11 protein-coding genes are annotated in these 13,396 nt (G+C 66.4%); 3 read left to right on the top strand and 8 right to left on the bottom strand.

The features are described from left to right. The first annotated feature begins 105 nt into the window (after positions 1-105). Positions 106-1,710 (top strand): S10 family peptidase, encoded by a 1,605-nt coding sequence (locus tag ACVPT3_RS10225; RefSeq protein WP_492040798.1) that lies wholly within the window; start codon positions 106-108, stop codon positions 1,708-1,710. A 68-nt stretch (positions 1,711-1,778) separates the two neighbouring features. Here ACVPT3_RS10225 and purM read toward each other — a convergent pair whose 3' ends face one another. After that, positions 1,779-2,816, bottom strand: coding sequence for a phosphoribosylformylglycinamidine cyclo-ligase (purM, locus tag ACVPT3_RS10220; protein ID WP_183195695.1), 1,038 nt, complete (start codon positions 2,814-2,816; stop codon positions 1,779-1,781). 79 nt (positions 2,817-2,895) lie between these two features. Between purM and rnd the strand changes: the two genes are divergently transcribed. Beyond that, the gene (gene rnd / locus ACVPT3_RS10215; RefSeq protein ID WP_492040797.1) at positions 2,896-4,047 is read left to right on the top strand and encodes a ribonuclease D; all 1,152 of its coding nucleotides are present in this window, start codon (positions 2,896-2,898) and stop codon (positions 4,045-4,047) included. Here rnd and ACVPT3_RS10210 read toward each other — a convergent pair. From ACVPT3_RS10210 to ACVPT3_RS10185, 6 genes are all read right to left on the bottom strand, one after another. Further along, positions 4,044-4,409 (bottom strand): VOC family protein, encoded by a 366-nt coding sequence (locus ACVPT3_RS10210; RefSeq protein WP_492040796.1) that lies wholly within the window; start codon positions 4,407-4,409, stop codon positions 4,044-4,046. The genes rnd and ACVPT3_RS10210 overlap by 4 nt on opposite strands. A 50-nt stretch (positions 4,410-4,459) precedes the next feature. After that, positions 4,460-5,947 carry a Ppx/GppA phosphatase family protein gene (locus ACVPT3_RS10205; protein WP_492040795.1) on the bottom strand — a complete coding sequence of 496 codons (1,488 nt, stop codon included), beginning with the start codon at positions 5,945-5,947 and terminating at the stop codon, positions 4,460-4,462. Next, positions 5,947-8,163: an RNA degradosome polyphosphate kinase gene (locus ACVPT3_RS10200; RefSeq protein ID WP_492040794.1), complete on the bottom strand. Its 2,217-nt coding sequence runs from the start codon at positions 8,161-8,163 to the stop codon at positions 5,947-5,949. Before ACVPT3_RS10200 ends, ACVPT3_RS10205 begins: the two co-directional genes overlap by 1 nt. A gap of 121 nt (positions 8,164-8,284) precedes the next feature. Further along, positions 8,285-8,980 (bottom strand): P-loop NTPase family protein, encoded by a 696-nt coding sequence (locus ACVPT3_RS10195; protein ID WP_492040793.1) that lies wholly within the window; start codon positions 8,978-8,980, stop codon positions 8,285-8,287. An 86-nt stretch (positions 8,981-9,066) separates the two neighbouring features. Then, on the bottom strand, positions 9,067-9,354 hold the full coding sequence (locus ACVPT3_RS10190; RefSeq protein ID WP_492040792.1) for a YciI family protein: 288 nt from the start codon (positions 9,352-9,354) through the stop codon (positions 9,067-9,069). Between the two features lie 9 nt (positions 9,355-9,363). Next, positions 9,364-10,341 (bottom strand): hypothetical protein, encoded by a 978-nt coding sequence (locus tag ACVPT3_RS10185; protein ID WP_492040791.1) that lies wholly within the window; start codon positions 10,339-10,341, stop codon positions 9,364-9,366. Between the two features lie 202 nt (positions 10,342-10,543). Here ACVPT3_RS10185 and aspS point away from each other — a divergent pair, with 202 nt between their 5' ends. Beyond that, the gene (gene aspS / locus ACVPT3_RS10180; RefSeq protein WP_492040790.1) at positions 10,544-12,376 is read left to right on the top strand and encodes an aspartate--tRNA ligase; all 1,833 of its coding nucleotides are present in this window, start codon (positions 10,544-10,546) and stop codon (positions 12,374-12,376) included. A gap of 60 nt (positions 12,377-12,436) precedes the next feature. Here aspS and ACVPT3_RS10175 read toward each other — a convergent pair whose 3' ends face one another. Next, positions 12,437-13,330, bottom strand: coding sequence for a pentapeptide repeat-containing protein (locus ACVPT3_RS10175; protein WP_492040789.1), 894 nt, complete (start codon positions 13,328-13,330; stop codon positions 12,437-12,439). Positions 13,331-13,396 lie beyond the last annotated feature (66 nt).

Raw genomic sequence — 13,396 nt, 5'->3', positions numbered from 1 at the left:
TCAAACACGATCCGCTCTTGTTGTCCGCCGTGTTCGGACGTTACCGTATAACGCCGCCCATCCGACGAGGGGTCCTGAGGGCCGGCGCGTACAGGGGACTATAGCATGAAGAAACTGATCTGCCTCGCGGCCATGGCTGCGATGCTGGGCGCGCCCGTGGCGTCCTTTGCTCAGGAGAGCGGCTCGAACAGCGGCGCCAGCGGCAGCGGAGCGATGCGCTCGGCCACCGACCGGTTCCGCAACGCCAACGCCGACGCCATCGAGAAAGATTGGGCGCGCGCGCCGGTCGAGGAGGCCGAGGTCACGACAGCCCATTCGGTCAACGCCCATGGCAAGACCCTGAGGTATCACGCGACGGCGGGCACCCTGACGGTCCGCGACGACGCGGGCATGCCGACTGCCAGCCTGTTCTACACCGCCTATACGCTGGACGGTCAGCCGCTGGGGACGCGGCCTGTGACCTATCTCTACAACGGCGGGCCGGGCTCGCCGACGGTGTGGCTGCACATGGGGTCATTCGGGCCGATGCGGGTCCAGACCGATGAGCCGACGGTGGTGCGGCCCGCGCCCTTCGCCTTCGGCCCCAACGACATGACCTTGCTGGACCAGACGGATCTGGTCTTCATCGACATGGTGGGGGCGGGCTTCTCGCGGCCGCTGGGCGAGACGCCGGGTTCGGCCTTCTGGGGCGTGGACCAGGACGCAGACGCCTTCGCCCGCGCCATCATGCGCTACACGACCAAGTTCAGCCGCTGGTCCAGCCCGAAATACATCATCGGCGAATCCTACGGCACCCTGCGCACCGGCGCCGTGGCCTTCCAGCTGGAAGACCGGGGCATGTCGCTGAACGGGGTGGTGCTGCTGTCGTCGATCATGAACTACGGCGTGCGCCAGCCGGGCTATCCGCAGAATTTCGTGACCCTGCTTCCGACCTATGCGGCGACGGCCTGGTATCACCGCAAGCTGGCCCATCCGGCGGCGACGGTGGAGGAACAAGTTCAGCGGGCGCGCGACTTCGCGCTTGGTCCCTACGCCTCGGCCCTGGCCAAGGGACATATGATCACGGACGCCGAACGCGCCGACATCGTGCGTCAGATGAGCGAATTGACCGGCCTGTCGCCCACCTTCATCGACAACGCCAATATGCGGGTCGAGCTGAGCAGCTTCCGCAAGGAACTGCTGCGCGACCGGCGCCAGACCATCGGGCGGCTGGACACCCGCTATCTGGGCCTGGACGACGACGCCTCTGGGGATTCGCCCGAGGACGATCCGTCCAGCTCGGCCGTGACGGGGGCCTATTTCGGCATCTTCCGCGACTATGTGGCCAATGAGCTGAAATACGAGACCGACGTCGAATACCGGATGTCGGCGCGGGGCCTGCCGGGCTTCAACTGGAACTGGAACCATCGTCCGCCGGTGGGCGGACCGCAGACGACGCCGAATACGGCGGTCGATCTGGCCACGGCGATGCGGCGCAATCCGTATCTGAAGGTGATGGCGCTGAACGGCTATTACGACGCCGCCACGCCCTTCTTTTCGACCGAATTCGATCTGGCCCAGATGATGCTGGAGCCCAGCCTGCGTCCGAACCTGGAGTTCACCTACTACGAGGGCGGGCACATGATGTATCTGAGCCATGACGCCCTGGCGAAACTGCACGCCGACCTGTCGCGCTTTTACGGCGAAACGGCGAACGGCGGGGCGCGCTGATACGCAAAAGGGCCGGAGGCGTCGCCGCCTCCGGCCCTTGTTTCATTCGAAATCGGAGCGTCGAAGGATCAGGCCGCTTCCAGCTGTCCGCAGACGAAGGCGACTTCGCCCGCGTTCAGCAGGGCCGCCAGCACCGGCTCGGCGTTCTCGGGAGAGACGATCAGCATGAAGCCGACGCCGCAGTTGAAGGTGCGGCGCATCTCGTGGTCGCTGATGCCGCCGGTTTCGGCCAGCCACTGGAAGACGTGGGGCATGGGCCAGCTGTTCCAGTCGAACGAAGCCTTCAGCCCTTCGGCGATACAGCGCGGCGGATTTTCGATCAGGCCGCCGCCGGTGATGTGGGCCGCGCCCTTGACCAGGCCCGCCTTCATCAGCGGCAGGACCGGCTTCACATAGATGCGGGTCGGCTCCATCAGGGCCTGGGCCAGCGAGCGGTCCTTGGCGAACGGGGCGTCGTCGCCCCAGGCCAGGCCGGACTTCTCGACCACCTTGCGGACCAGCGAATAGCCGTTCGAGTGCGGACCGGTCGAGCCCAGGCCGATGATGATGTCGCCGGCCGCCTGGCGATCCAGATAGGGCAGGGCGTGGCCGCGCTCGACCGCGCCCAGGCTGAAGCCGGCCAGGTCGTAGTCGCCGTCGGTATACATGCCCGGCATTTCGGCGGTCTCGCCGCCGACCAGGGCGCAGCCGGCCTGGCGGCAGCCCTCGGCGATGCCGGCGACGACGCGGCGGGCGGCGTCGATCTCCAGACGGCCCGTGGCGTAATAGTCGAGGAACAGCAGGGGCTCAGCGCCCTGGGCCAACAGGTCGTTGACGCACATGGCGACCAGATCGATGCCGACGCCGTCATGACGGCCGGTCTCGATGGCGATCTTCAGCTTGGTGCCCACGCCGTCGGTGGTGGTGACGATCAGCGGGTCTTCAAATCCGGCGGCCTTGAGGTCGAACAGGGCGCCGAATCCGCCCAGCGAGGGCTCCGAACCGGGGCGCGCCGTGGACTTGGCCAGGGGCTTGATGTGTTCGACCAGCATCTCGCCTGCGTCGATGTCCACGCCCGCATCGGCGTAGGTCAGGCCATTTTCGAGAGGCTTTTGGGTGTCGCTCATGGTGTTCGGGCCTGGAATCGGGGCGGAAATGCAGCGCGGCTCTTGCCACAGGTGGGTTGCGGGGGGCTATAGCATCGGAATGACGCCGATCACCACCAATGAGGCGCTGGCCGATTTTTGCGCCCGCCTCGCCACCGCCCCGTTCATCACGGTCGATACCGAGTTCATGCGGGAGACGACCTACTGGCCCAGGCTGTGCCTGATCCAGGCCGCATCCGCCGACCATGCCGGGATCATCGACCCCATGGCCGACGGCCTGGACCTGGAGCCCTTCCTGGCCCTGTTGCGCGATCCGAAGATCATCAAGGTCTTCCACGCCTGCCGACAGGACGTGGAGATCTTCGTGCGTCTGGGCGCCATGCCCAAGCCGATGTTCGACACCCAGGTCGCGGCCATGGCCGCCGGATTCGGCGAACAGGTCGCCTATGATTCGCTGGTGCGGCAGATGCTGCGCGTCGAACTGGACAAGGGCAGCCGCTTCACCGACTGGGCTCGACGCCCGCTGTCGGACAGCCAGCTGGTCTATGCCCTGGGCGACGTGACCCATCTGGCGGCCCTGTATCCCAAGCTGCGCGACCGGCTGCAGAAGGAGGGACGGCTGGACTGGGTGATGTCGGAGATGGAGAGCCAAGTCGATCCGGCCCTGTACGACACCAACCCCGAGAACGCCTGGAAGCGGCTGAAGCCCAAGAAATTTTCGGCCAAATATCTGGCCGCCTTCAAGGCTGTGGCCGTCTGGCGCGAGCGCGCCGCCCAAGAGCGTGACCAGCCGCGCGGCCGCATCCTGAAGGACGAGGGCATCGACGAGGTCGCGCAACAGACCCCGACCGACCCCGAGGCCTTCAACCGTCTGCGCTCGGTGCCCAAGGGCTTCGGCGGGTCGCGCCTGGGTCTGGAACTGGCCGAGGAGCTGAAGCGCGTCCTGGCCGATCCCGAATCACACGCCCCTGACATGGAGCGGCCTGCGCACCGTCAGCCGGCGCCGCCGTCGGTGGTGGAACTGCTGAAGGTGCTTCTGAAGGCCAAGAGCGACAATGCGGGCGTGGCGTCCAAGCTGATCGCCACTGTCGCCGATCTGGAGAAGATCGCCGTCAGCGACGACGCCGATGTGGATGCGTTGAAGGGCTGGCGGCGCCAGATCTTCGGCGAGGATGCGCTGAAGCTGAAGCGCGGCGAGATCGCCCTGGTGCTGAGCGGGGCGCGGGTCGAGGTCGTCGAGATCGAAGGCTAGGCGCCGGCCGGCGGCTCCCACAGTTCGATAGGATTGCCCTCGGGGTCGTGGATGCGGGCGAAGCGTCCGACCTCGGGGCTGGCGTCCCACTCATCCTTGGTGACGACCTCTACGCCCGCGGCCTTGAGAGAGGCGAGCAGGGCGTCCAGGCCTTCGACGCGCAGGTTCAGCATCCAGCGTTTGTCCTGGGCGAAATAGTCGGTCGTTTCCTTGAACGGCGAAAAGACGGTCGGTCCCGCCTGCTGATCCCAAAGGAACTGGCCCTCTGGCGCGCCGACGCCCAGGTGTTTCAAATACCAGGCCGAAAGCGCCTGCGGGTCCTGGGCGCGGAAAAAGAAGCCGCCGATTCCGGTTACGGGCATGGAGTGTTCCTCTCGTTCTGCGAGAGGCTGAACCCTGCCGGGCGGACTGTCTAGATCGACAGGCCCAGCCCCATCGCCTCGGCCAGAGCCTTGGCGCGTTTCTTCGTCTGGTCGCCCAGCAGGAGGTCGGCATAGCCGTCCGTAGCGGTCAGGTTCAGATCGCCGCCCTTCACCGTCGCCGTCGCATTGGCCAGGAGCTGGGACGAACGGCCCGACAGGTCGCAGGCCAGGCGGATGGCCAGGCCCAGGGCGCGGGCGCGTTTGGCCGCGTCCTCGTTCAACAGCCGGGTGATGATGTCCGGCTGGGGCGTAGCCGGGCCGCCGCCGTAGCGGGCGTTCATGACGGCGGCCAGGAAGGCCCGTTCGGCATGGCTGACGCCGGCGACCGGCGCGCGCAGCACCTGGTCGAACGCCAGTTCAAGCCGGTGATCAGGGTGCAGCCGGGCGCCCAGGTCGGACAGACGGCAGGCGGCGGCGGTCAGGATGGAGTCCCGTGGTTCTCCGAAAGCCTGGGGCAGGGCGGCGATGATGTCCGACATCCAGCCGGTCAACGCCCCGGGCAACGCCGGATCAATGCCTTGTCGTCCGCCCAGGGCGGTGCAGCCCGCCAACAGGGGGTCGGCGGCGCGGGTTTCGTCGTCCAGGGTGTCGAACAACAGACCTTCGCGCACGCCCCAGGCCGACATCTCGATCCGCTTCAGGTTCAGATGCTTGATCAGACCTTCCAGCACCAGGCCGGCATAGGGCAGGGTCTCGGCGCGCTTCTTGGATACGCCCGGCAGTTTGATCAGGCTCGCGGCCGACTGCTGCGCAACCAGCCGCGCGGTCTCAAGCGCTTCGTCCGCCGTCATCTCGTACTGGTGGACGACTTTCAGCGGATAGGACTTCAGCCCCATATGGACCTGGGCCAGGGTGCGCCAGGCGCCGCCGACGGCGTAGAGGCGGTCGCTCTGGAACCTGACCGCCACGGGTTTCAGCCGCTCGTCGATGCGGGCCTTGATCCGGTCGGCGTCGAAACCCTTGCCCTCGGCCAGGGCGAAGGGGCCCAGGGGCAGGGTCAGGCCGTGTTCGACGCCGTCGCCATTCAGCCGCGTCAGCTCCAGACTGGCCCCGCCCATGTCGGCCGAGACGCCGTGGGCGTCAGGCGCGCCGGCGAGCACGCCCATGGCCGCGTATTTCGCCTCTTCCTCGCCCGAGAGGACGCGGATCTGCAGGCCGGTCTCGGCCGCGACGCGCTGGCAGAACTCAGGCCCGTCCTCGGCCTCGCGCACGGCGGCGGTGGCGGCGATCAGGGTGGCGTCGGGGCGCACGCCTTCCAGCACGGCGGCGAACCGGCGCAGGGCGGTCATGGCCATGACCACGCCTTCGGGCGACAGTTTGCCGGTTGTCGGCAGGTCACGACCCAGGCCGGCCAGGACCTTTTCGTTGAACACGGTCCAGACGGCGCGGCCTTCCAGTCGGTAGAGCACCAGACGGACCGAATTGGAGCCGATGTCGATGGCCGCGACGTCGCGGCCGATAAGCGCCAGATCGGCCATCAGCGGCCGGGACGTTCGTAACGCAGGGCCTCGGGCAAGGTCTTCACCTTGCGTCCGCGGCCCGACAGGCTGGGATTGGTCATGAAGTATTTATGGGCCGAGAAGGGCCGTTCGGGATCGGCGGCCTGGACCCGCGTATAGCGCCCTTCGGCGTCCAGAACCCAGCTTTGTGCGTCGTCCTTCAGATTGGCGACCATGATCTGGTCCAGCACCTGGTCGTGGACGGTGGCGTTGCGGATCGGGGTCATCAGCTCGACCCGGCGATCCAGGTTGCGCGTCATCCAGTCGGCCGAGGAGATGAAGAGCTTGGCCTTGTCGTGCGGCAGGTCCTTGCCGTTGGCGAAACAGACGATGCGGCTGTGTTCCAGGAAACGGCCGACAATGGATTTGACGCGGATGTTCTCGGACAGGCCCGTGACGCCCGGCCGCAGGCAACAGATGCCGCGCACGACCAGGTCGATGCGCACGCCCCACTGGCTGGCCCGGTACAGGGCGTCGATGATCTCGGGATCGACCAGCGAGTTCAGCTTGACCCAGATGGCGGCCGGCTTGCCCATGGCGGCGGCCGACATCTCCTTGCCGATCAGTTCGATCAGGGTGGACTTCATGTTCAGCGGCGAGACCACCAGGGCCTCCAACTCGTCCGGGGTGGCGTAGCCGGTGATGTAGTTGAACACCCGGCTGGCGTCGCGGCCCAGGACCGGGTCGCACGAGAACAGCGACAGGTCGGTGTAAATCTTGGCCGTCACCGGATGATAGTTGCCGGTGCCGAAGTGGCAGTAGGTGCGCAGGGCCTCGCCCTCGCGCCGCACCACGACGCTCAGCTTGGCGTGGGTCTTGTATTCGACGAAGCCGAAGACGACGTGGACCCCCGCCCGCTCCATGGCCCGGGCCCAGCGCAGGTTGGCCTCCTCGTCGAACCGGGCCTTCAGCTCGACCAGGGCGGTGACGTTCTTGCCGTTCTCGGCCGCCTCGATCAGGGCGGCGACGATGGGGCTGTCCTTGGAGGTGCGATACAGGGTCTGTTTGATGGCGATGACGTTCGGATCCCGCGCCGCCTGACGCAGGAACTGCACCACCACGTCGAAGCTCTCGAACGGGTGGTGGATCAGCATGTCCTTCTCGCGGATGGCGGCGAAGATGTCGCCGCCATTGTCGCGGACCCGCTCGGGATAGCGCGGCTCATAGCCCTTGAACTTCAGGTCAGGATGGCCGCCCGGAATCAGATCCGACAGCTGGGCCAGGCCCAGCATCCCGTCGACCAGCACCACGTCCTGCGGCGCCGCCTCCAGTTCGCCGACGATGAAGTCGCGCAGGTCGGTGGGCATCGAGGCCTCGATCTTGACGCGAACGACCGAGCCCAGGCGGCGCTGTTTCAACGCCTCCTCGAACTCCAGCACCAGGTCCTCGGCCTCTTCCTCGATCTCGATGTCGCTGTCGCGGATCAGCCGCAGCAGGCCCTTCTCCAGAACCTCGCAGCCGGGGAACAGATGGTCGATGAACAGCAGCAGCACGTTTTCCAGCGTGATGAACCGCTTGCGACCCGGCGCCGAGCGGCCATCGGTCGGCAGCTCCCAGAATCGCCGCACCTGGGTCGGCACCGGCACGAGGGCGTAGAAGGTCTTGGTCTCGCCCTTGCGTTTGAGCTTCAACGCCAGGGAGAAACCCAGATTGGGCAAGAAGGGGAAGGGGTGGGCCGGATCGATGGCCAGGGGCGTCAGGACGGCGAACAGCTGGTTCAGGAACTCGGGCTCCAGCCGATCCTTCTCGGTCTTGGTCAGGCGATTACGGTCGACAACCTCGATGCCCGCGGTGACCAGTTCCTTCTTCAGCTGGCGCCAGCGCACCTGTTGCTCGGCCATCAGTTCGCCGGCCGCGATATTGATCCGCTCAAGCTGTTCGGCGGGGGTCAGGCCGTCGGCCGAAAGGACGCGAACCCGTTCGCGCAACTGGCCCTTCAGGCCCGCGACGCGGGTCATGAAGAACTCATCGAGATTGTTGGCCGAGATCGACACGAACCGCAGCCGCTCCAGCAGCGGATGGTTCGGATTGGCGGCTTCCTCCAGCACGCGCTCGTTAAAGGCCAGCCAGGAGATCTCGCGGTTGAAGAAGCGCGCGGGCGAAGCGATCAACTCCTCGTTCAGCGCGAGTTGAGGGGCGCGAGAGGCGGGAACTTCCTCGCCCCGGGTGGCGTCGTGGATGGCGGCGTCAGTCATGGCCCGGTTCTCGCCCGCGACGGTGACAGTCGCAAGCGAGGTTTGATATTTTCATCGCTGGACGCGATGGGGCGACAGATCGCCGCCAGGCCCGCCGGGCCCATGCAAGCTCCAGGGCGGATCAGTCGTCGTCTGCGGCGTCGGCGGAAACGGCCATCTGCTCCAGGGCCTGGCGGGCGAGGATACGGGTGACGGGGCGGTGCAGGGCGTCCAGATGGGCGACCACCGTCGCGGCCATGTCGGCCGACCGGTCGAGGCGTCGCACCAGATAGTCGATCACCTCCTCGGCCGGGGTGATGCTGCGCTCGGCGAACCGGGCGCGCAGAATGGCGGAAAGGACTCGGTCGTCCGGGGCCTCGACCGCGACGGTGCGGACGGCGTCGAGGCGTGAGCGCAGGTCGGGCAGGTCGGTCTCCCAGGTCCTGGGAGAGGCGCGATCCACCAGCAGCAGGGCGCCGCCGCCCGCCTGGGCCAGGTTGATCAGGTGAAACAGGCTCTCGTCGTCGGCGTCGCGGGCGCAGTCCAGCAGGATGGGGCGACCCTCCAGTTCCAGCGGATCGACCAGGGCGGCTTCGACGCCGTTCAGCGGCACGGCGCCGACCCGCTCGGCCCAATCGGCGGCGATCCGGCTCTTGCCCGAGCCCGCTGGGCCATACAGGGCCAGAACCGAACCGGCGCCGTCGGGCCAACGGGACAGGACGCGCACGGCCTCGGCGTTGCTTTCGGCCGTCACCAGGGCCTCGCCCACGAGCGGGCGTTCCAGCGGCAGGCGCAGCTGTTCGGCGGGGCTTGGGATCAGGGCGCTCTGCGCGGGCATGGGCCTGTCATAGCAGAGGCCGGAGCCGACCGCGCCACGCCGGGCCTGTTGGTAGCGGGGAGGGAAGGTCCGCCCTGTGGACGAAATCAGGCGAATTCGGCCAGGGCGGGGTTGAACTTGCCGGCCTTGAACTCGGTGACCGTGTAGTCGGCGAGGCCGTGGATCTGGAACGGATCGTCTTTCAGCAGGGTCTCCAGCTCTTCTTTCGTGCCGCCGCTGCGGACAACCAGGATGCCGCCGGTGCGCGGAACCATGGGCCCGGCGGCGATGATCAGGCCGCTGGCGACATGGATGTCCAGCCATTCGCGATGCTCGACCGTCTTGGCCTCGATGGCTTCGATCGGCTGGGTGTAGGTGATGGTGACGATGAACATGAGATATCTCTAATTCCGGCCACTCGGCGAGCGGCGGGCTCTTTCGCGCTCAAATGACTGACGTTGTTCTTCCTGTCCGGCAAGTGTCGGGACGCCGACCGCGACTCGTGCGTTGTCGGGAAGCAGGTCGCGATTGTAGCTTCTCTGGGTCACGGGGTCGCCGTTGGACGGTATCTGAAACTGTGTGCCGTAAATCTGGGCCCTGCCGCTTTCCTGCAGATAGCGATCCAGGGTCGCCGCCGCGATCCAACCCGCATCGGAGAAACCCTTGGCCAAAGCCGTCACGGCTAAAGCATGCGCCAGAAGGTAATCGTCAGGCTGGTCGCCATGCTGATAGATGAAGGCCGCCCGATAATAGTCACGACCGCTCTTCAACGCCCCGGCTTGCATCAGTTGGGTAAGTTCGGCGCGTCGTGCGGCGTCTTTCACGGCAACTTGCGGCCCGATCTTCAGCATGTCTTCGCGATCCGCCTGGTCGGCGTCGAACAGCGCCTTGACGGCCGGGTCGTCCGAGACATCGGTATCAGGTTCGCGGCGACCATAGGCGCGGTCTCCACCCCAGTCCGTCTCGACTATCGCCGGATCACGCGGCCGATATAGGGATAGAGGCGGCATGGGCGGGCCTTCGACGAAGGCGAAGGTCGCCCAATCCTTCGCAGCCAGACGTACTTCGTAAACCTCGCCGTTCGGCCGCGTGAGAGTGATGTGATCAGCAGTCGACGCATTGATCTTCAGGTCTTCAGTGAAGACAGGGCCGTTGACGCCGCTCAATGCGCCGTCCTGTAGCAGCGTCAGGTTGGAAGGACGGGTCAGGCTCGCGATGGGCGCGTTTGTATCCGGGATGTCGATGATGAAGACCGTGCGGCCCTCAACAGCCCAAACCCATCGTCCGGACAGGTCCGGCGACATCTGCGCCCAAGTCGGAAGGGCCGTCATGAATGTGGCGGCTGAAATCGCGAGGACAGCGAGGATAAGGCGATGGAGCATTGGACGCTTCCTTTTGAGGGCGACGCAGTTTGTGGACGGCCACGCCGCTTCACAAGACACTCAGGTGGATTTGATAGGCTGTGCAAGCATGACCGAAAGCCGCCCCGACCTTGACTTTCTGGGGCGATAATGCGCCCTACGCCGCTTCGATTTCAGGCGCTCCGGCGTCAGATTCCACCGCAGAATTCCAGACGGTCCATCCATGCACGCCTACCGCTCTCACACCTGCGGCGCCCTGCGCGCCTCCGACGCCGGTTCCGCCGTCCGCCTGTCCGGCTGGGTGCATCGGAAGCGCGATCACGGCGGCCTGCTGTTCATCGATCTGCGCGACCATTACGGCCTGACCCAGCTGGTGCTGCACCCGGAGACGCCGGGCTTTGCGGCGGTCGAACGCCTGCGCGCCGAGAGCGTGATCAAGATCGACGGCGAAGTCGTCGCGCGCGAGGCCGGGGTGGTGAACCCGAACCTGCCGACCGGCGAGGTCGAGGTCCGCGTCCAGGGCGTCGAGGTCCTGTCGGAAGCCGCCGAACTGCCGATGCCGGTCTTCGGCGATCAGGAGTATCCCGAGGATATCCGCCTGGCCAACCGCTTCCTCGACCTGCGTCGCGAGCGGCTGCACAAGAACATCGTGCTGCGCTCCAGGGTCATCTCCTCGATCCGCCAGCGGATGGTCGCCCAGGGCTTCCTGGAGTACCAGACCCCGATCCTGACGGCCTCGTCGCCGGAAGGCGCGCGCGACTTCCTGGTGCCGTCGCGTCTGCACCCCGGCAAGTTCTATGCGCTGCCGCAGGCGCCGCAGCAGTTCAAGCAGCTGCTGATGGTCTCGGGCTTCGACCGCTATTTCCAGATCGCCCCCTGCTTCCGGGACGAGGATCTGCGCGCCGACCGGTCGCTGGAATTCTACCAGCTCGACGTCGAGATGAGCTTCGTGACCCAGGAAGACGTCTTCGCCGCCATCGAACCGCTGATGCACGGCGTGTTCGAGGAGTTCGGCGAGGGCAAGCCGGTATCGCCCATCGACGGCGTCCACACCTTCACCAACGACTTCGGCGAGACCTTCGAGCACAAGGGCTTCGAACGCCTGACCTACGCCCAGTCGATGGCCTGGTATGGTTCGGACAAGCCGGACCTGCGCAATCCGATCAAGATGCAGGTCGTCTCCGACCACTTCCGCGACGGCGGTTTCGGCCTGTTCGCCAAGATCCTGGGCGCGGACGAGAAGAACGCCGTCTGGGCCATTCCTGCCCCGACCGGCGGCTCGCGCGCCTTCTGCGACCGCATGAACTCCTGGGCGCAGGGCGAGGGCCAGCCGGGTCTGGGCTATATCTTCTGGTCGGACGATCAGGGCGCCTGGGGCGGTCCCATCGCCAAGAACCTGGGCCAGGAGCCGACCGAGACCCTGATGTCCTCGCTGGGCCTGGGCAAGGGCGACGCCGCCTTCTTCACCGCCGGCCTGCCGTCGGTCTTCGCCAAGTTCGCCGGCCTGGCCCGCACCCGCGTGGGCACGGAACTGAAACTGGTCGACGAAAACCAGTTCAAATTCTGCTGGATCGTCGACTTCCCCATGTTCGAATGGTCGGAAGAAGAGAAGAAGGTCGACTTCAGCCACAACCCCTTCTCGATGCCGCAGGGCGGGCTGGAGGCCCTGGAGACCCAGGATCCGCTGACCATCCGCGCCTTCCAGTACGACATCGTCTGCAACGGCTATGAGCTGTGCTCGGGCGCGATCCGGAACCACAAGGCCGAGATCATGCTGAAGGCCTTCGAGATCGCTGGCTACGACGCGTCTGTGGTCGAGGAACAGTTCGGCGGCATGCTGAACGCCTTCCGCTATGGCGCGCCGCCGCACGGCGGCCTGGCCCCCGGCATTGACCGCATCGTCATGCTGCTGGCGGGCGAGACGGCCATCCGCGAGGTCATCGCCTTCCCGCTGAACCAGCAGGGCGAGGATCTGCTGATGAACGCCCCGACCGAGGCGGAAGAGCGTCAGCTGAAGGATGTCCACATCCGCACGGCCGTGCCGATCAAGGTCTGATCGGCCACGCCTGACCGCTGAAACGAAGAAGGGGACGCTGCGGCGTCCCCTTTTTTCTGTTCAGTGTTCGCCGGACACCAGGCGGCGCACAGCCGGGGGAGCCGGCGGGGCCGGTGGCGCGGGCGGGGTGCGGATCACCCGGATGGTTCCCCGACAGGCCTGGGCCGTCAGGCGGCCGGGCAGGCGGGTCGAGCCGTCGCCGCAGGCCTCCCGAATTTGATCCTGGGTCAGGTTGCGCGCGCCGGACAGATCCGCGCCCCGAATGTCGGTCCGGCGCAGCGAGGCGTCGTTGAAGTCGGCGCGGGCGAAAGTGCCGCCCGTCAGGCGCGCGCCGTCCAGACTGGCGTCCCGGAAGGAGGCGCCGGAGAAATCGCCGCCTGACAGGTTGGACGCGGTGATCTCCGCATCACTGAAATCGGCGCCGACGGCATGGACATTGGCTAGGGTGGCCCCGAACAGCTCGCTGGACGAGAAGTCAGCGTTCGCCAGGGTCGCGCCGTTGAAATTCACCCCGTGCAGCTCGGCGCTGGACAGGTCGGCCCGGGTCAGATTGGCGCGGACGAACGACGAGCCCTGCGCCTCGGCGCCGGTCAGAATCGCTGAGGTGAAATTGGTCGAGGTCAGATTGGCGCCGACGATCTCCACGCCGGTCAGGTTGGCGCGGCTGAAGTCGCTGCCGGTGAAGTTGGAGCCGACCATTTCGGCGCCTCGCAGATTGGCCCCGATCAGGGTCGCGTTGATGAAGCTGGCGCCGCTGAAGGTCGCGCCCGACAGATTGCGGCCCGACAGTTCACACCGGTTGCACGATCCGCCCAACGACACAGACCGGGCCACATCGCGATCCTGAACCGTCATCTCGACCCTGGCGAAGGCGGGGCCGGCGAGCAGCAGCCCGGCTGCCGCGATCAGGGGGGCTTTGAGAGAGAACCGTGTATGGCGAGCGATCTGTTTCACGCAGCCTGAATGCCCCGAAACCCCGTTCATACCTACTTAAATCGAGGTAATTTCATTAAAACCGGG

It is taken from the genome of Brevundimonas sp. FV1ps31S, from assembly GCF_058681265.1.
The sequence above is the reverse complement of the archived record's forward strand: the minus strand, read 5'-3'. Positions and strand labels throughout refer to the sequence as shown.